This is a genomic window from Photorhabdus akhurstii, assembly GCF_019090985.1.
GTDB classification, from domain to species: domain Bacteria; phylum Pseudomonadota; class Gammaproteobacteria; order Enterobacterales; family Enterobacteriaceae; genus Photorhabdus; species Photorhabdus akhurstii.
The window spans coordinates 2,769,584-2,789,466 of record NZ_CP020335.1; the positions used below are offsets into that span (position 1 = coordinate 2,769,584).

The 19,883-nt window shown below is 39.2% G+C and carries 14 protein-coding genes; all 14 read left to right on the forward strand.

The window, feature by feature from the left end:
* Position 1 precedes the first annotated feature (1 nt).
* The 14 genes from B0X70_RS12145 (at position 2) to B0X70_RS12210 (ending at position 19,409) form a co-directional block, all read left to right on the forward strand.
* The gene (locus B0X70_RS12145) at positions 2-460 is read left to right on the forward strand and encodes a phage tail protein (RefSeq protein ID WP_065391978.1); all 459 of its coding nucleotides are present in this window, start codon (positions 2-4) and stop codon (positions 458-460) included.
* Positions 457-636, forward strand: a complete 180-nt coding sequence (locus B0X70_RS12150) for a DUF5908 family protein (RefSeq protein ID WP_217471598.1) — start codon at positions 457-459, stop codon at positions 634-636. Before B0X70_RS12145 ends, B0X70_RS12150 begins: the two co-directional genes overlap by 4 nt.
* Positions 623-1,306, forward strand: a complete 684-nt coding sequence (locus B0X70_RS12155; protein WP_217471599.1) for a CIS tube protein — start codon at positions 623-625, stop codon at positions 1,304-1,306. Before B0X70_RS12150 ends, B0X70_RS12155 begins: the two co-directional genes overlap by 14 nt.
* Positions 1,303-2,904, forward strand: a complete 1,602-nt coding sequence (locus B0X70_RS12160; protein WP_217471600.1) for a phage baseplate assembly protein V — start codon at positions 1,303-1,305, stop codon at positions 2,902-2,904. The genes B0X70_RS12155 and B0X70_RS12160 overlap by 4 nt, the downstream gene beginning before the upstream one ends.
* Positions 2,905-2,916: 12 nt before the next feature.
* Complete coding sequence (locus tag B0X70_RS12165; protein WP_217471601.1) at positions 2,917-3,339, forward strand: GPW/gp25 family protein; 423 nt, start codon at positions 2,917-2,919, stop codon at positions 3,337-3,339.
* Complete coding sequence (locus B0X70_RS12170; protein WP_214039131.1) at positions 3,336-3,752, forward strand: contractile injection system spike tip protein; 417 nt, start codon at positions 3,336-3,338, stop codon at positions 3,750-3,752. The genes B0X70_RS12165 and B0X70_RS12170 overlap by 4 nt, the downstream gene beginning before the upstream one ends.
* Positions 3,753-3,835: 83 nt before the next feature.
* Positions 3,836-7,885, forward strand: a complete 4,050-nt coding sequence (locus B0X70_RS12175; protein ID WP_217471602.1) for a baseplate J/gp47 family protein — start codon at positions 3,836-3,838, stop codon at positions 7,883-7,885.
* A gap of 29 nt (positions 7,886-7,914) precedes the next feature.
* Positions 7,915-10,953, forward strand: coding sequence for a baseplate wedge protein (locus B0X70_RS12180; protein ID WP_217471603.1), 3,039 nt, complete (start codon positions 7,915-7,917; stop codon positions 10,951-10,953).
* A gap of 162 nt (positions 10,954-11,115) precedes the next feature.
* Positions 11,116-12,537, forward strand: coding sequence for a contractile injection system tape measure protein (locus B0X70_RS12185; protein WP_217471604.1), 1,422 nt, complete (start codon positions 11,116-11,118; stop codon positions 12,535-12,537).
* Between the two features lie 9 nt (positions 12,538-12,546).
* Positions 12,547-14,628 (forward strand): ATP-binding protein, encoded by a 2,082-nt coding sequence (locus tag B0X70_RS12190; protein ID WP_217471605.1) that lies wholly within the window; start codon positions 12,547-12,549, stop codon positions 14,626-14,628.
* Positions 14,629-14,652: 24 nt separating this feature from the next.
* A complete protein-coding gene (locus tag B0X70_RS12195; protein ID WP_214039136.1) occupies positions 14,653-15,564 on the forward strand; it encodes a Pvc16 family protein in 912 nt (303 codons plus the stop codon).
* A 173-nt stretch (positions 15,565-15,737) separates the two neighbouring features.
* Positions 15,738-17,369: a membrane-targeted effector domain-containing toxin gene (locus B0X70_RS12200; RefSeq protein WP_217471606.1), complete on the forward strand. Its 1,632-nt coding sequence runs from the start codon at positions 15,738-15,740 to the stop codon at positions 17,367-17,369.
* A gap of 72 nt (positions 17,370-17,441) precedes the next feature.
* Positions 17,442-18,356 carry a hypothetical protein gene (locus B0X70_RS12205; RefSeq protein ID WP_217471607.1) on the forward strand — a complete coding sequence of 305 codons (915 nt, stop codon included), beginning with the start codon at positions 17,442-17,444 and terminating at the stop codon, positions 18,354-18,356.
* Between the two features lie 126 nt (positions 18,357-18,482).
* Positions 18,483-19,409 carry a YopT-type cysteine protease domain-containing protein gene (locus B0X70_RS12210; protein WP_246593509.1) on the forward strand — a complete coding sequence of 309 codons (927 nt, stop codon included), beginning with the start codon at positions 18,483-18,485 and terminating at the stop codon, positions 19,407-19,409.
* Positions 19,410-19,883: the final 474 nt, after the last annotated feature.

A 19,883-nucleotide genomic window follows, 5' to 3' on the forward strand; every position in this document is an offset into this window, starting at 1 on the left:
CATGTACAACTTATACACCCCGTCAGTATCACACCGTTTTATCGCCAGTTTTCTGTTTAACAACATTCCCAGCCCACTTGATATCGCCTTTCAGCGCATATCGGGCCTGAGCCGAGAACTGCAAACCACTCAACACAGCCAAGGCGGGGAAAACGCCAGAAATGTCTGGCTAACCGAAAAGATCCAACATGGCAGTCTGGTATTGGAGCGTGGTGTCATGACCATCACCCCACTCACCTTAATATTTGATCGCGTGCTGCGCGGTGAGAAAGCGGTATATGCCGATGTCGTCATCATGCTGCTGAACGAAAACACGTTACCTGTAGCAAGCTGGACCGTCAGTAACGCGCTACCGGTTCGTTGGTCCACCAGCGACTTTGATGCTAATAGCAACACCGTGTTGGTGAGCGCACTAGAACTACGTTATCAGGATATGCGCTGGTTAGGAGTAAAAGCATGACTGTAGAAATTAAGGAACTGATTATTCAGGCTAAAGTCACCGATCCGACGAATGATCAACTCAGTTCACGAACATTAGCCCAAGAAAAGCTGGATAACGCCCGTTTAGTTGAGATGGTGAAACGGGAAGTATTAGAGGCATTACGTGAAACAGGAGGCGATTATGAGTTTAATTGAACGCGGTTTATCCAGACTCACCTTAACAGCCTTCAAAGATCGGGAAGGCAAAATTTCCGTGGGTAGCTTACAAGCCATGTATAACCCCGATACGATCCAACTTGATTACCAAACCCGCTACCAACAGGATGAAAGTGTCAATCGTGCCAACCAAAGCAGCCGCTATATATTATCCCAACCTGCCGGATTATCCTTAGTCCTGCTATTTGATGCATCGATGCCCGGCAATAGCACGCCAATAGAAACTCAGCTTGCGACCCTAAAATCACTGTGTGCGGTTGACGCCAGCACCAAAGTACCCCACTTCCTTAAAATCAAATGGGGAAAAATGCGCTGGGAAAATAAAGGTTATTTTGCCTGCCGGGCCAGTGGCCTTGCCATCAACTACACCCTGTTTGACCGGGACGCCACCCCTTTACGGGCCAGTGCGACCTTATCTTTAGTGGCAGATGAAAGCTTAGTGATTCAGGACACCGAGCGGCAGTTAAAATCGCCACCGGCCACTGCGGTTAGCGTCACAGACATGCTCTCCTTACCCTTGATTGCTTTAGGCGCCGGCGCTTCTCTGGCAGGTGGTATCGATTATCTCTCTCTGGCCTGGCAAAACGATCTGGATAATCTTGATGACTTTACCCCCGGACAAACCTTACAAGCACGGAGGGATACATGAAAATACCCACAGTAATCATCAAGATAGGTGGTAAGACACTCAACCAATTTACCGTAATCAGCCTGACAACCCACCATCACATCAACGGCATCCCTTCGGCCAACATCACTCTAGGCATAGCCGGTGATGCCAGCCATATTTTTGACGCCAAGACGCAGGCTGAATTGACAAGCTGTCGCCCGAATCATGAAGTTATCGTGCAGATGCAAAAAACCGTGTTATTTAAGGGCGTTATCGTGCGGCAAACACTGGGTCTTAAAGGTCAAGACAGCATCATTACCCTGACAGCAAAACATCACCTGCAAAAATTAACCCATAGCTTTCACTCACAGCTATTTAATAAACAGAGTGATGAGGCGATTATCAAAAAACTCTTTAATCAGAATGGCATCCAAACGACGATCAAACAGGCGCCGCAACTCAAAACCGTTCATGAACAAATGGTGCAATTTCGTTGCAATGACTGGGCATTCCTAAAAAGCCGATTGACTGCCACTAACACCTGGTTATTGCCCGGTAATGAATCAGTTACCTTGATAACACCTAAGGCACTGAATAAGTCAACTGTGCATACCCTTCATCGGCATGCCAGCGATCAAAACATTGTGCTATTTGAAGCGGATCTCCAGTGGAATAACCAACACAACCCCAAAACCGTGAGTATACGCGCCTGGGATGTGACTCAACAAAAGCTTTCTCAGGCAATCAATACCCAAAACAGCAAGCTTGGCAGTAACAAGCTGGCCGTGGACAGTATCGATGCGCTAGCTGATAAAGCGTGGCAATGGGCTTACAGCTATCCATTGGATAACGAACAAGCCAAACATCTTGCTCAAGGCATTATGGATAACTTACGCAGTCATAATATATCCGGTAGCTTTGAAATCGAAGGTAATCATCATTACCAACCGGGGAATGTTCTGGCGTTAAACGGCTTTGGTCAGGGAATGGATGGTCAAGGGATTATCACCGGTGTAAATCAGATAATTAACCAGCGGCAAGGTTGGCGCACCCGATTAACCTTAGGCATGTTGCCGGATGTAGACCCTCCGGTGCCGCAGGTAAAAGAGTTACACATCGGTATCGTGGAAAAATATCAGCAAGACAGCCAATCGCTAGGCCGTATTCCCGTCAGAATACCGGCATTAAACCTAACCCAAGGTGCACTCTTTGCACGTTTAGGTAAACCTTATGCCAGTCATGAAAGTGGGTTCTGCTTTTATCCAGAACCGGGGGACGAGGTGATTATCGGCTTCTTTGAATGTGACCCTCGTTTCCCGGTGATATTAGGCTCCATGCATAATCCTAAAAATAAATCGCCGGTAGAACCCAGTGAAAAAAATCCGGTGAAAACCTTAGTGATCAAACAAGGAGATAAACAACAGGCATTAATATTCGATAACAAAGAAAACACCGTGGCACTTAATAGCGGAGAAAATAAAGTCTCTCTGCAACAGGATAAAGATATTACGCTCAATTCAACTAAAAATCTCATCACTCAAGCTCAGGAAATTAACATACAAGCGGAAAAATCTCTGTCAGCCACAGGAAAATCCGGCGTTGATATTAAAGGCTCGAAAATTAACTTAACACAGTAATGAGGTATTGAAATGACAAACCCAATATTAGCCGATATTTATGGGCGCGGCTGGAAATTTCCGCCCCAGTTTTCTCTTGAAACTGGCGTAGCAATGGCCGAAGGCGCCGAAAATGTTCGCCAAAGTATAAAAATCCTTTTTTTAACTGAACCCGGTGAACGGATTATGCGTGAAGATTATGGCTGCGGTCTGAATGATTATATGTTTGAAAATATCAGTGATGAATTGTTGTCGGAGATTCAAACCCGTATTGAAGAGCGAGTTCTGCGCTATGAACCTCGTGCTGAAATCACCGATATTCAGGTAACTCAGAAAACAGATTCACCGAATACCTTACATATTCAAGTGACCTATGCCCTAAGAGGCAGTGAAATTAGTCAACAGCTTGAAGGTATTCTTGAAGTCAACGAAGGTCGGGCAAAGGTGAGCCTATGAGTAAACAATTGATCATCGATGGAGATAGTCTGTTATTCGAACCCTTATTCGGCAACCGGCAAGTCACCATTTTGGGACCGGCAATTATCAGAGGCAGCGGGCACGCCCAAATTCAAGGTAAAAAGATCGCCATTGTGGGTGATGAAAAAAAGGTACAGCTCCAGGCGCAATATATTACCCCCAGCCACCCAACGCTCGGCATGGGTATAGTCACCATTGCGCAATTGGATGCCAGCCAACAAGTCAACTTTTGCCGCAGTAATGCCACGGTAATTGTTGTCGGGCAGCAATTTACCGCCCGTTTTACTCCGACACAACCGGCGATTAATCCGTCAGGCGTACCGGATATAACAACACCCAGTATGGGAAAAGGCCGTTTTATTGCCGGTCAATATATCGCTAATGCCGGATAAATAACCTCTAAAAATCCATTATTAAATAACGATCCTATTACGCAAAGCTATCATCAATATATTCAAATAACAGGTGGTATAATATGGGACTCACCGAATTAAAAAATAAACTTGCCGCTATCGTACCAGAGACAGAATTTAAACTTGATGAAAGAAGTACACTGGATATTTTAAACTGGCTACAAGAATATTCTAAGAAAATACCTTTCGGTCAAGAGAAAGAAAAATTCTGGGATAGCTTCTATTTTATTCAGAAAAATAATCCTGAGAAATTAGCAGATATTTACCAAAAAGTTAATAAAGCAGATGGAAATTTACCGGCACATCAAGCTTTTGTATTGGCTTTTTTAAAACTCTTAGAAACAACCAAAGTTTTATTTAATACCTTCCCGGTACGACATCGTGATCTTTATTATCGGGAATTATTAGGATTGAAACCGAGAAATGCACAAGCGGATAGCGTTGCTTTAGGCATTACCTTAAATACAGATAAGGCAGAATATCTTATCCCTAAAGGAACCCTGTTTGATGCCGGGCAGGATAGCGCTGGGAATCCGTTACAATATGCGTCAGATACTGAACTACTGGCGAACCAAGGAAAATTAACCGACCTGCGTTGGTATCGGAAAGATAACGATAGTTGGAAATCGGCAATACTACTAAACCATTCAGATAATATTAAATTACCTGAAAACGGTATTAAGCTTTTTAGCCCAACCCCCAATGATGCCCCAGTCTTGTCTGGTTATCTGATTACCTCTTCTTTATTTGCTATGTCGAAAGGAGTGCGTAATATTGAGGTAACTCTAGCAAATGAGTGGATGGGTAATCCTAACAACATTACTGCTCAGATCAGTTCTGGAAAACATTGGCTTTCACTGTTAGTAAAAAAAGCAGAGACCAATCTTAAACTCATCTTAAGCTTATCAGCTAACGATGAACCCATCAGCCCCCCTGATTCCTTAGATAATATGGAGTTTAATGTCCCCGTATTAAAACTAGGCACCACTCAAGGAGCGATGTTACCCAAGATTATGGGTATTGAAATTAGCACTAACGGCAACAGTAATGTACGTTATTCCTCTGATAGAGGTGTTGAAAACGTAGGTACGACTAGTTTTCCCTTTGGGCAATCACCGTCACTAAATTCCGGTTTTAATCTGATTGCTCCTGAATGGTACGGCTTTGAAAACGCAACACTCACGATTACTCCCCAATGGGTGGGATTGCCCGAAGAGAATTTTAAAACGTGGTATAAAGCATATAACTCTCAACCCGATAATAGTGCATTTAAAGTACAGGGATATTTAGTTACGCCTCAGGGAAAAAACAAACTAAAAGAGACTAATACTCAAAAAGAAACTGAGACTCAACCATTATTTGATGGAACAGATAAACCACAAGGGAAAAGCCTGAATTTTCCCTTGCCAGCAATGAGTTACCCCATTGCAGATAGCCAATCTCCAAACGACTGGCCAGCTTTTATTCGTGTAGAATTAGCTGAACAGGATTTTATGCATTCTCAGTACAATGAAACGCCCCAAAATAAAGCATTACCCTATACTCCTCAGGTCAATTCATTGAAAATTGAATTCAGAGCAGAAGTCAAAACTGGGCAATATTCTGTTTATCCTCTCACCCCTTTTGGCTGGGACAAAGCAAACGCAGAAACGCCATCATTAATCAGCGACACATTTTATTTAGGCTTTACCGATGTATTACCAGGACAAACTTTATCCCTGTACTGGCAATTAGAAGGTATTAAAAAACTACCTTTATCCTGGTTTTATCTAAACCAAGAAAATACCTGGAGTGCATTGGATAATTTGGTACACGACCAAACCCGCAATCTATTTGATCGAGGAACTTGGCGTACCTTATTACCACAGGATGCTTCAAACCAAGCATCCCAAATGCCGAAGGGGCAATACTGGGTGAAGGCACAAATTTTACAGACGAATCAAGCAATACTGACTGACCTATATTGGCATCGGAAAGATAACGATGGCTGGAAATCTGCAACACCTCTTCGCCTTTCAAATAACATGAAATTACCAACAAATGGTATCCAGATTTTTAGTCCAACATCTAATGATATCCCGATTCTATCCGGCTACCTAATTACTTGGCCTTTATTCACATTCCTAAAAAAAGGGCTCAACATTACATTAATTTTGGGAAGTAAATGGGAAGGTAATTCTGAGAATATAGCTGCTAAAATAAGTTCAGGGAATCACTGGTTAACACTGTCAGTCGAATATCTCAGTGACATTAATAGTATTAAGTTGCAATTACCAGACGATGATAACAATGATCCCATCAGCCCCCCTAATGCTCTGGATAATATGACGTTCGATACGCCATTGTTAAAATTGACAACTACTGAGGGTTTCACTTTACCCTGGATTTATAAAATATGTATTAACAGCAACATCGTGCTCTCTGCTTCCGACAATTCAAAAGCAAAAATCTCTCATTTCCCTTTTGGCCAATCGCCATCACTGGACTCCAGTTTTAGTCCGAAGGTAGTTCTCCCTGAATGGATTAACTCTGAATATGTATCAAACACAACATTCACTATTACTCCTCAATGGGTCAACTTACCTACAGAGAACTTTTCATCGTGGTATAAAGGATATGCTAATAAACCTACCAATAACAATGTATTTAAAGTGGAAGGCTATCTTGTCACTCCCTACAGAGGAGAGAAAAAACTTGATGAAATTCTGTCATTATTTGATGGCGAAAATGCACCACAAGGAAAAAGCCTGACTTTTACCTTACCTGACAAGCATTACTTATATTCAAACAGCGATCAATCAACTAGTATAAAAATAAAACTAGTTGAGCAAGACTTTATGCACACCCAATACGAGAAAAGTTCTACAGGTAAAAATAAGCCCTATACCCCAGAACTCAGTAAATTACAGGTGGAATTCAGTGCTACAGCTTTCCGTCGACAATTTTCCGTTTATCCCCTCACACCTTTTGGCAAAGACGAAGCCGGAAAAGATATAACACCATTAACCCACGATACATTCTATTTAGGTTTTACCGATATATCACCAGGGCAAACTTTTTCTCTATATTGGCAGCTAAAGGGCCTGAAAAATCTATCTTTGTCTTGGTTTTATCTGAGTCAAAGAAATACCTGGGAATTATTAAATAGATCAACTTACCACCAAACATATAATCTATTTGAATCAGAAGATCAAAGTATCCTATTACCACAGGACGCTTCAAACCAAGCATCTCAAATGCCAAAGGGGAGATACTGGCTAAAAGCGCAGATAAAACAGGAGAAAAAACAGATAAAGATAGTCCCTCCAGATTACCCAAGAATTAAAGGATTGTTATATAACGCCACAACAGCCACGTTAATCAACACAGTAACAGTAGAACAAGATCACTTTATCAGCGGATTAGCCGTTAATATCATTAAACAGCCAGTGAACTCATCTGTTGCAATCAGTGAAGTGGCTCAACCTTGGGCATCTTGGAATGGTCGTCCGAAAGAAGACGGACAAACCTTTTTGAAACGGATTCCCGCTCGGCTGTCCCATCGTAATCGAGCATTAAATTGGAGCGATGTTGTCACCTTACTAAAAGAGCGGTTTGTCAGTATATTTGATATCAAATACCCTTCTACCAATGAATTAACCAAAATACCAGCGCCAGAAAAGCGCCAATTAATCGTTATCCCTAATAATCGTTACAAAGATAATGATGATTCACTTCGTCCAGAATTGAACCAAGCTCGATTAACGGAAATGGTCGAATGGTTAGATCAATTAAGTAGCCCCTGGACAACCATTGAAATTAATAATCCCACATACGTTGATGTCCCGATTAGCTATGAATTGGTATTTGCTTCAGGAGTTAATCCCGATTATGGCCGCCATCAATTACAACAGGAACTGAGTCGAATCTACATGCCGTGGGGAGAAAATATTGCTATTGGCGTAACACCAGGTAATCGCATTGACTATTACCAGTTATTAGCCACGATTCAACAATCACCTTATGTTGAACGGGTCACTAGCTTGACTTTGCAAAAAGGCAATCCACCCACAGATACCGTAGGTAAAAGTATAGAAGCCGACGATGATGAAGTATTGATTTTAGTCTGGTAATAATCCCCCCTAAATGAAGGAGTTAACAAATGAATAATCAAGATAGACTATTTCCCATTATTAAAGACGATATTGCCTTTGATATCTTACTTACTCAGGCAAAAACCGTTATTGAACAACAATCCGGCCAATGTTGGAACGATATGGGGGAAAATGATCCAGGCATCACCTTATTAGAAGCTTGTTGTTATGGCGCGTCTGATTTAGCTTACCGTCATTCATTACCACTGAAAGATCTTCTTACTCCTAAACAAGAGGAACAAACATCCAGAGACGGTATTTTCCCTAAAGAGTTTGGCCCACAACAAATATTGACTTGTGGCCCTATAACCGAAGAGGATTATCGCCGAGCTTTGTTGGATTTGCATAGCAACGACAAAAGAGATGGTTATTTCTTCTTTGATGACGTGCAACTTATTCATGAACCTAAAAATCAACGCTATACATACTGGTATAACAAACAAGAACGGCAATACAGTTTTATTAAAAAGCAACATAGCAGTTCATCACAGTTAAAGTTAACACTCAGGGGAAATTATTGGCTTTATTTACTCCCTAGTCGAGAAACCGAAAAAATTCAAGATAATAGAATTCAAGCTCAGAAAAAGTTGGATGATTTTCTGAGGGACAATCGCAACTTAGGAGAATCAATCAGTAAAATTATTTGGCTGGAACCCATCGATCTACCATTGAAAATTGATATTCAACTTGATGATGACGTTAAAGATATCACTGATATATTCACTAAAGTTTACACGGCGGCAGAACAAATGGTAGTTGAAAAACCACGACGTTATACCACCCAAGCTATGAGAGAAATGGGTTACAGTAGTGAAGAAATTTTTAATGGGCCCTATTTACGTCATGGTTGGATTCCCCAATTACCTTCAAACGAAGATTACACCAAACCTAAAGAACTAAATCTAAGTCCCTTAGTTAACCAACTACTGAGAATCAAAGGAATCAAAAAAGTTACCCAATTCACGTTAGATAAGGATAATGAAAGAATTTCTAAACTACCAAACGATAATTGGTCCTGGACAATCGATCAGGGGTTCTATCCCAGACTATGGGGCAACGATCCCTTACAGTCAATTACCTCATCAAATAGCCCACTCACCATTACAGCCAAAGGTGGAGTTAAAATTGTTGTTTCCAAACAAGATGTAAAGGAAAAGCTCATTGCAGAGCCTCTGATTGAAACACAACCTGAATTACTGGATTGGGGTAAATATCGTAAGGTCCTGGATTACTATCCGGTAAGCAATAAATTACCCGCTTGCTATGGATTACAAACTAATACCCAACAGCAAGTACAATTACATCAGTTCATGTTACCTTTTGAACAAACTTTGGCTAATCACTGCGCTGATCTCGCCTTGTTACCAAAACTATTGGCTTTTAAACAACGAGGGAATACTGTACGTGGTACTCAATGGCCTTTTAAAGAAAATACTGTAGCTCAAAATAAAAATACTCATCAAAACATAAAATCTCATTTAATTAATCAAATGAATAATGAAGCTGAAATCAATAATAATGATAAAAACTATACTAAAGAATTGGCGATGTTAGACTATCTATTGCAATATTTTGGAGCGCAATGTGCAACCCCTCTCCTATCACAAAACTCAAATTCTCAGGAAGATTTTCTATCTACTCAGCGCGAATATCTTTCTCAACAACCTGGCTTAGCCTATCAACGTAATAATATTCGTATTGATAAAGTGTCAGCGCTACAAAAACGCATTGCCGCCCGATTGGGTCTGGGAGGAGAGTGTTTCAAAGAAACACCAGAACTGGATAAACTCCCTTTTTATTTAATTGAACATCGTCAACTCTTACCAATAAAACCTAATGAAAAATTCAATAATGACCAAACACCTGATAATCTAGAAATTAAAAATGATCAAGTCATGATTACACAAACTGATACAGCAGGCCATTTAATGCAAGGTCAAGTTATTAATCTGGAATTTAGAGAAGACTACAATGTATTCAAATTTCTGAACCTAATGATCACTGAAGTGACAGGAGATACATTCACTATTAACACCAATAACAATAATGATCTAAAAAACAATCTGGACAAATTACAAAACGCATTTAAGCAGCTTAATAGCCTGCACTGGCGCAATAGTTCCGTGTGGATAGAAGATATGGATTATCAACTCGTTTATGACAGTGAAGAGAATCAAGAAGAAACCGAAAATAAACGATGGATTACCCTTAATGACCAAAACCCCTTCCCTGCCATGATCGAAAAGAATGATGAAATCACAATAAGAACCAAGTCCGATTATGAACTTACAACCCAAATTGTGCAACTTGATAGTGCTAATAACCGGATATTACTTAGAAAAGATGTAAATTCAAAAAACGAATTTCCATCAAGAGAATATATATCACACCACTGCTTGTCCTACACAAAATATGATTACGGATACGGAGAGGAACGCACATATAAATTGATTTCTGCCGATACAACCTCAAATGAAAATGAACGCTGGATTACCATCAGAAAACAACCCGATGACTCTCCTTACGATAGTTTTCCTTTTGATATGTTCCAAGCGGATGATGAAATAATACTAAAACTTGACCCGGATTATGAGCTTAAAACACAGGTAAAAGAATTTGATCGTATAGAAAAACGAATATTAGTTGAAAAAAACATAGATCAAATAAATAATTTTCCATCGGAAAGCAACGCATCGCACTCTTATTGGTACTTCTCCGGAGAAAGATATATCCAATCTGACCAATTTTCATTTGTAGTCAGCATAGTACTGAATCGAGAACGCATTAAGAGCGGCACTACTGATTTTTACAAATTAGAATCTTGGGTGAAAACTGAAATTTTAGCTGAACTGCCCGCTCATATCTCACTCGTTATTCATTGGCTATCATCGGAAGAATTCGAAAAATTTGCCAGCACTTATAAACTTTGGCAAAATAATGGCGCTCCTTTAGGTGATCACGCATATAGAATTCTAGAAACATTAACACTAGGAAAGAAACCTTCTGCTTTAGTAGAAGAATACAGTGAAGAAATAATGATTTCATAAGGATTGTTTTATGATATCTAATATTACAAAGATATCTATGAATCCAAATATTCATAAGTTATTTTAGTGTATTAATATCCTGTGGCAATTATTATTGCGATTCTATGAAATATTTCACTCTTAGCTTTCTCCATATCTATTAATTACAAAGAGAATATTAATATGGTTTCAGATCCAAATCTATTAAATCGAATTATTATTACTATTACAGCCAATAATCTACAGGTAGCTAAAAAAGTATTACATGGCTCCCTGCTTAATCAATCCAGTATAAATAAGTTAATCAATTCTTATTTTAACCCATATATCATTAATGCAAATATCTATTTAGAAACACTTACCCTGAACCTTGGCGAAATAAGATTAGATGATTTTAATTCACTGTTTTCTATTCTACTTAATACTACATTAATTCAAGCATTAAGCCAATATCAGGTAAATAATCAGACTGATATTGAGAAATTTATTCATTACTTACATCAAAAAAATCCCACATTAAACCCGATGGAGAAAATTAAGAAGAATAAAATTACTGATGTAAACATTAAAAAATTAATTAACCAATTATCTCATATACAAAATAACTGGACACTTTTATTAGCAAAAAGCTGTTTATCTGAGCATAGTCTGCAAAACATTCTGGCTATCAGAGAACCCACTTTATTAACTGCCATTAGTCGAAAATTATCGGAGAACACAGTCACACCGCAACATCAGGAGGAACCAGTTTCCTCCTGGCAATTAATACTGAATGCTCTGAAATATATACAACAACATAATACACAAGAAATACCTAAACCCGATGCAAAAATTATCTCTCGCATCACAACTGAACTTAATAATGGTAAAATTAATATAACATCTATTATTGCGCTATTTCGCCAGACTGCAACCTATAATTCTCCATTAAATAATTGGTTAAAACCACTCTGGCAAACAATACCCGTTTCACAATACTGTAAAAAATATCTATCGGTTGAAGAATACCAATACCTGTCGAAATACTTTATTACAACAGGAGAAAATAACCATAACCAACCTAGAAATGACAACACACAACGCCCTGAACCAATTTTATTACCTGAACAACCGATAAACAATGCTGGAATATTAGTTTTATGGCCGATATTACCTGCTCTATTTAATCAACTTGGTCTACTTGAAAAGCAGAAGTTTACCCATCGTCAAGCTCAATTCAGTGCCGTTGTTATCCTTGATTATCTCATTTGGGGAACTGAAAAAGCACCGATAGAACGCAAGGGATTAAGTCCTATTTTATGTGGGATAATACCTGATGAAAATATCGAATCAGTACCCATCGAACCAGAGAAACAGTTAATAATAGATCAATGGCTGGACGCAGCTATCGCCCAATTTCCCGCATGGAAGAAATTAAGCCGTAATGACGCCCGTCAGTTATTTTTACAACGACCAGGTGAATTACGAATAGATGAACAAGAAATCAATATCACGGTACAACATCAACCGTTTGATGCACTATTATCTGACTGGCCTTGGCCATTAAATATCGCCAAACTACCCTGGCTGGATCATCCTTTACTAATCAACTGGCAAACTATTTAAAAGGTTTATATGAACTTACCTCTGACAAATAACCACTTTATGGCAGCAGAATTGCATTGGATTTATCCTCATCTGGAGCGTATTGATCTGCTATTACAACGCTACTATTATCAAAAGGGAAATTGGTACGATTCCTTACCGGAAAGTTTTTTACTGACCGAAGATGAAATAGAGCAACGTTTGATAAAACCATTAGGCATGCCTCATTGGTTAAAACAAAGTGATATTATTATTCATAAGGAAATAGAGAATAAAACTATTACCGGTACATTATCATTGTTGATAGAACGTTTTGAACTGACTGAATTTGAGCGTGATACTTTACTATTGGGTTTATTACCCCATTTTGACAGTCGTTATCATGCACTATTTGCTTTTCTGCACGGTAACAGTAAAAAGCAGTGGCCCAGTTTTGCTTTAGCAATTGAATTATTTAGCCAACGCCAAAGTGATTGGCAATTACTGCAAAATAGCTTTCTGCCTCAGACACCATTAATCAATCACCATCTGTTACAGCTTAATAACCATGAGGAACCCATTTGGCTGCAAACGCAATTTTTAACACACAGTAGCGTCCGGCATTTTTTATCCGGCCAACGGGTTATTTTACCTCCCCTGATAACCTGTGCTTATTGGCATTTTTCTACCTCACAGACTTGGTATCCGCAAACCCTTTATCATTCACTTAAAAAGATATTGTTAAATGAAATAGATGAAATACGCCCACTGGTGATTCTCAAAGGGAAACAAGAGAGCGCCAGAGAATTAGCAGTCAATAATATTATGGCACTTCATGACATCAGTACCTTAATTCTCGATTTAGCCCATCTACCGGACGAAGAGAATATCAACACTAAACCCGGCCTGTTAACAGACGCAATACGGGAAACCCGGCTACACAATGCCTGCTTATTAATCCGCAATTTTTCTTTATTTGCAGAGGAAAAGAAAATATATCAAAGCGAATTGTCCACCCTGCTGAATCAACCAAAATTACGTGTAGTTTGTCTGGTAGAACCGGGAGATTCATTTGTATGGATTCAACATCTGCCAATGGTACAAATTGAGATGCCTATAGCAACGCCGGCAGAGAAAAAATCAATGCTAAAAGAAAATCTGCCAGATAATGCCGATCAAGGAATTAATCTTACTCAGTTATGTCAGCGTTTTTCATTTACTCCCGAAACGTTACCTTTAATTATTAAAGAAGCCGTTCAATATCAAATAATCCGGCAACCAGAAGACCAATTGAAGGAGATCGATTTGCGTAAGGCATTAAATTTCCGCGCCCAACAAAATTTCGGTAAATTAGCCCAACGAATAACCCCCAAACGCAATTTTAATGACTTGGTGGTTTCAGAGGGATTAACTCAACAACTGAAAGAAATTATTGCCGCTATTAATTACCGAAACCAAATATTAAACGCGGGTTTTCAAGAGAAAATAGGTTATGGTACCGGTATTAGCGCCCTATTTTATGGTGAATCAGGGACCGGAAAAACGATGGCCGCAGAAGTGATTGCCGGGCATCTTGGCGTTGATCTGATTAAAGTCGATCTCTCTAGCGTGGTGAATAAATATATCGGTGAAACGGAAAAAAATATCTCTCGAATTTTCGATTTGGCCGAAGCCGATTCCGGCGTGCTGTTTTTCGATGAAGCCGATGCCCTATTTGGCAAACGCAGTGAAACCAAAGATGCCCAAGACCGACATGCCAATATTGAAGTTTCTTATTTGCTACAACGCTTGGAAAATTATCCCGGATTAGTGATTTTAGCCACCAATAATCGCAGCCATTTAGACAGTGCTTTTAATCGCCGTTTTACCTTTATTACCCATTTTACTTATCCTGATGAAATATTACGTAAACAAATGTGGCAAGCAATTTGGCCTGAAAAACTATATTTATCAGACGAACTTAATTTTGACCATTTGTCTAAACAAACAGATCTGACAGGTGCTAATATTCGGAATATTGCTTTATTAGCATCAATATTAGCAGTAGATGATAATAGTGAAAAGATTGATAACAAACATATAGAACGGGCAGTTATTCTCGAATTGAATAAAACTGGTCGATTGTTTTTTTAAACGTTTAATAAGATTGGAGTCGATATGACAAATATAATTGATCCTAATAATGCTATTGTTGCAGTCAATACCGCATTACATGAAATTTTATCTCAACATCTAAACACCTCTAACCAAATAATTGATATCCGTTTTGATCTACCGGAAATTAATTCAACTCCTGCTAAACCTACCGTCAGTGTATTTCTTTATGATATACATGAAGATCTACAATTACGCTCCGCGGAACCAAGGAGTTATAATCCTGCCACCAACTCATTATTGTCTGGATGGGTAAATATTAATTATAACTATTTAATTACTTACTGGCATTCAAACCAACCATCAGGAGATGCCTCTAACCCTGACAGTCATCCCAATAATCAAGCTGCACGCGTCATGACAGCTATTTTAAATGCATTAGTTAACAACCGACAATTACCTAAAATTCCAGCGGCATATACCAGAGTCATTCCACCGCAAGAAAATCTAAATAGTTTAGGTAACTTTTGGCAAGCGCTCGGCAACCGCCCTCGCCTTTCTTTGTTATATTCAATCACCGCACCAGTAAAGCTTCAAGATATTAAAGACGTCATAAAACCCGTTAGCCAGATTTCCGCTTCTATGGAACAAAAACCAAATCTGGATAATTCTCAAATAAACCAAGCTTTATTTAGAAAATTGTGTGCCGATTTAGGCGGCACAGAAGATGTTCACCTTGCCCTTTCGAAAGTGAATCTGACAACCAAACCTGCTAAGGAAAATAATGAAAATCAGAATAATCAAAACGTAATTCTTGAAGTTTCTGGTATTACCCGTTTGGATTATTTACCTAGAATAAAAGGTATTCTCTCGACATGGAAAAATAGTCATAGTGCCGTTGTTAGGATAAATAATATTGGTATTATTACTTCAGAAGATAAATCTGATAAACTAATAGCCATTAAAAATCTCTAATTCATATTTATATAAAAAACCCACTGCAACACCAATTAAAATTTCTTATAAAATCACTTTGCTTATATATTAAAATATACTTAACTTTATTTTTTAAAAATAAAATGACAATAGTCAATCTATATAGTATTTATTTCCAACATACCTCTTCCCGAAAATTAACAGGTGATAATATGGTATATGAATACGATAAAACCATCGAAAGAAAAAGAAAACCGTCGATACAATTAGACAATAATAAAGAAAAATCATTTGAACAGGCACTAGAATTGTCTCAAAGTAATCAGAATAATCCATTACTCCACGATCTCATCACCAGCAATAATTTACGTAAAGAGGCTTCGGTTTTTGCCAAACGGATTGGTCCCTCCTATCAGGGAATTCTGGATGGACTTGAGCATCTTCATAATCTAAGTGGGAATGAGCAATTGACGACAGGTTTCGAATTGTATCGACGCATTATCCGTTACCTAGAAGAACATCCTGATTCTAAACGTAATACTGCCCTGAGAAGGATACAAACGCAGTTTGGGGATCTGATGTTTACCGGTACTTTGCAGAAAATACGCCACTCGTTGTTGGAAATGGCGGAAACTCGCCCTGAAATGGCATCGCATATCTACCAGATTGCTCGTGATGAGGTCACAGGTAATACACCTGGGCTGACCGATCTGATGGTGCGTTGGGTAAAAGAAGATCCCTATCTTGCTGCTAAAACAGGCTATCAAGGAAAAATTCCCAATGATCTACCTTTTGAACCTAAGTTTCACGTGGAGCTAGGCGCTCAATTTGATGACTTTAAAAAGTGGTTGGACACCGCCCAGAATAAGGGATTGCTGACTCATACCCGGCTTGATGAACAAAATAAACAGGCCCATCTTGGTTACAGCTATAATGAGCTGCTAGATATGACTGGAGTTGAAAGCGTGCAGATGGCGGTCTATTTCCTTAAGGAAGCAGCCAAACAAGCTGAACCAGGTTCTACTAAATCGCAAGAAGAAATTTTGCTCCACCGATTTGCTAATCCTACCTATCTGGCACAACTGGAACAAGGCAGATTGGCACAAATAGAAGCAATATATCACAGCTCTCATGACACTGATGTGACTGCTTGGGATAAGCAATTTGCCTCAGATGCGCTGACGCAATTTAATCATCAACTGAATAACAATGTGGATCTGAACAGCCAGTTGTCTCTTTTACTTAAAGATCGCCAAGGGCTACTGATTGGTGAAAGTCATGGCTCAGATCTGAACGGATTACGTTTTGTCGAAGATCAGATGGAGGTATTAAAAGCGCATGGCGTGACAGTCATTGGCCTGGAACACCTACGCTCAGATTTAGCTCAACCGTTGATAGATAAATTCCTAGCAAGTGGGAATGAACCCATGCCTGCTGAACTGGCCGCAATGCTTAAGACTAAACATTTATCTGCGAATTTGTTTGAACAAGCCAGAAGCAAGCAGATGAAAATCATTGCACTAGATAACAACAGCACAACTCGCCCTACCGTGGAAGGAACACAACATGGCCTGATGTATCGTGCAGGGGCAGCTAATAACGTGGCGGTAGAGCGTTTACGACAATTGCCTGCGGGAGAGAAGTTCGTTGCCATTTATGGTAATGCTCATTTGCAATCCCATGAAGGTATTGATCACTTTTTACCAGGCATTACCCATCGTCTTGGTTTACCGGCTCTCAAGGTAGATGAAAATAATCGTTTTACAGCTCAGGTCGATAATATCAACCAACGCAAACGTTATGATGATGTGGTTGAATTACCTCGTATTCAATTAACATCTTAGCTATAGTACAATCATTAATATAACAAGACCACAAGATAAATACTTCCCACTAAAAACTCATAGGTGATAATTATGGTGTACGAATACGGTAAAACCGATGATAGAAAAAGAAAGCGCTCAACACAATCAGATAATTATGAAGAAAAAATATTTTTACCAGTATTAGATTTGTCCAAAAACAATCAAAATACTTCTAATATGGAAGATAAATATGAAACACCGAAAGATTTTATTAATAGAACTGGTCGAAAAAAACTATTCCGTGCAATCCGTATGATAGCCTCAAACAAACGAGACCCCATTACAAAAGATCAAGTATCGGTGTCACCTGATGGTAATCTATTTACAGAACTCAAAGATAGACATCTGGATAGAGCTGCTGAATATAAAAAATTAAAAGAATGGCCGACATATGCTTCAATTATAGCAACCGCTTCCAGCGCTAATACTCCTATTGCACAACATGTTTCCGGTGATGATGTATTAAGCCCTTACATCTCTACAGGTGACGAGCGAGGGGCCGCGCAGAATACTGTAAGGAATTGGAATGGGATTGGACCCGCATCAGAAAGAAGGCTAAGACCAGAAAAAACATGGTCTCCAATAATAGAAATCGACGTTAATAAGCTGCCTGATACCACTAAAATCTTCGACCTGAATAAACCGGATAATACTTTCTTTGGTACCGCAAATAGCAACATTGCTCAAAACGCCTTTGCAGACAAAGAGGTGCTGATTTCACCAGAAATTCCAGGCCACTCTATCACACGTGTAATTAATGATCCAGAAGAGATCAAACAGATTGCTGATCTTAACCCAAGCCAATCACCTATAAAGAAAAATAACACCATCCTTGAAGAAAAAATAATCTTTGCAGAAAAGAAATCTGTTCCTATACATGACAGTGACACCAATATATCTCCAGAATCATTTATCTTTTCAAAACGCAAGAAACCAAAAAATATAAGATCTCGTACTGATAGTTGATAAAAATAAACAGGCTAAAGTAAGCCTTAAAATATCAGTCTAATATTCAACAATAAAAAAATTAACTTAGAGGTAATATATATGGAACACGAATACAGTGAAAAAGAAAAACTCCAAAAATGCCCAATGCAACTAAGGGATTCTATCGGACATGATAAGGAGGATATAAATACCACAACTCCATTGGAACTTAATTCTCAATACACTAACAGAAAAAGACCTGGGTTACAGGAACGTTTCTCGGCCACTTTACAACGCAATCTGCCAGGCCATTCTATGCTCGATCGTGAACTAACCACCGATGGCAAGAAAAACCAAGAAAGTCGATTCTCCCCTAGCATGATAATGGACAGGCTCATGCATTTCGGGGTCAGAACCAGATTAGGTAAAGTCCGAAATTCGGCGAGTAAACACGGTGGTCAAGTCACCTTCAAATTTGCCCAAACCAAAGGTACTTTCCTAGACCAAATCATGAAACACAAAGACACCTCAGGCGGTGTCTGCGAGTCTATATCCGCTCATTGGATAAGCGCCCATGCCAAGGGTGAAAGCATCTTTGACCAACTCTATGTCGGGGGCCAAAAGGGAAAATTTCATATCGACTCACTGGTTTCCATTAAACAGTTACAGATGGACGGTTATCTGGATGATGAACAAAGTACCATGACAGAGTACTGGCTTGGTACTCAAGGCATTCAGCCAAGCATGCAAAAAAACGACGTGGACGAACACTCATCCAAGATAGTCGGTCAAACCGGTAACAAAGGTACAACAGACCTATTACGCGCCATTCTGGATACGGGTGATAAAGGCTCAGGCTACAAGAAAATTAGTTTTCTCGGAAAAATGGCTGGACATACTGTAGCGGCCTATGTGAATGATCAGAAAGGTGTCGTTTTCTTTGATCCCAACTTCGGCGAATTCAACTTCCCAAACATAACTTCGTTTTCTCACTGGTTCACTGACGATTTCTGGCCAAAATCTTGGTACAACCTGGAAATTGGTCTGGGGAAACAATTTGAAGTCTTCAATTACGAGCCTAAAGAGCCATAATCCGCGACGCTCACTTAACTTGTTCTCCAGATTACTCTTTCATCTCTTTTTTTAGAACAGCCATCAAATCAAGGAGCATAGATAAAATGACATCTACCTTCGACCCGGCCGTATATACCGGTACGCCTACACTCAATATATTGGCGTTCTCTCCTCCTCTGGCTCACACGATTTAACTGATTTACTCAATATCCTTATGCCACCGGCAAATGAGCAGGACCGAACGGAGAAACAACGTCAGGCCGCCGTTTACTCTATCAGCACGGTATTTGTACTATACCGCACAAGATCTAGATTTCTTATTGTCCCTTCGCAAGGAATACAAGGATTTCAATAGCAAAAAATTGATCGACTGATTATCAAGCCCTCTGAATGGACTAAAAAGCAGTAGGAAGAATAAACATCCATTAATTAAGCATAAAAATAGTATTTTATAAAAAAATCTCGGGCAAATATTGTCAGGGATTTTTTTAA

What these genes read in the sequence shown, in the direction of transcription:
- B0X70_RS12145 (WP_065391978.1), top strand. Translation starts at nt 2, where the DNA reads ATGTACAACTTATACACCCCGTCAGTATCACACCGTTTTATCGCCAGT.
- B0X70_RS12150 (WP_217471598.1), top strand. Translation starts at nt 457, where the DNA reads ATGACTGTAGAAATTAAGGAACTGATTATTCAGGCTAAAGTCACCGAT.
- B0X70_RS12155 (WP_217471599.1), top strand. Translation starts at nt 623, where the DNA reads ATGAGTTTAATTGAACGCGGTTTATCCAGACTCACCTTAACAGCCTTC.
- B0X70_RS12160 (WP_217471600.1), top strand. Translation starts at nt 1,303, where the DNA reads ATGAAAATACCCACAGTAATCATCAAGATAGGTGGTAAGACACTCAAC.
- B0X70_RS12165 (WP_217471601.1), top strand. Translation starts at nt 2,917, where the DNA reads ATGACAAACCCAATATTAGCCGATATTTATGGGCGCGGCTGGAAATTT.
- B0X70_RS12170 (WP_214039131.1), top strand. Translation starts at nt 3,336, where the DNA reads ATGAGTAAACAATTGATCATCGATGGAGATAGTCTGTTATTCGAACCC.
- B0X70_RS12175 (WP_217471602.1), top strand. Translation starts at nt 3,836, where the DNA reads ATGGGACTCACCGAATTAAAAAATAAACTTGCCGCTATCGTACCAGAG.
- B0X70_RS12180 (WP_217471603.1), top strand. Translation starts at nt 7,915, where the DNA reads ATGAATAATCAAGATAGACTATTTCCCATTATTAAAGACGATATTGCC.
- B0X70_RS12185 (WP_217471604.1), top strand. Translation starts at nt 11,116, where the DNA reads ATGGTTTCAGATCCAAATCTATTAAATCGAATTATTATTACTATTACA.
- B0X70_RS12190 (WP_217471605.1), top strand. Translation starts at nt 12,547, where the DNA reads ATGAACTTACCTCTGACAAATAACCACTTTATGGCAGCAGAATTGCAT.
- B0X70_RS12195 (WP_214039136.1), top strand. Translation starts at nt 14,653, where the DNA reads ATGACAAATATAATTGATCCTAATAATGCTATTGTTGCAGTCAATACC.
- B0X70_RS12200 (WP_217471606.1), top strand. Translation starts at nt 15,738, where the DNA reads ATGGTATATGAATACGATAAAACCATCGAAAGAAAAAGAAAACCGTCG.
- B0X70_RS12205 (WP_217471607.1), top strand. Translation starts at nt 17,442, where the DNA reads ATGGTGTACGAATACGGTAAAACCGATGATAGAAAAAGAAAGCGCTCA.
- B0X70_RS12210 (WP_246593509.1), top strand. Translation starts at nt 18,483, where the DNA reads ATGCAACTAAGGGATTCTATCGGACATGATAAGGAGGATATAAATACC.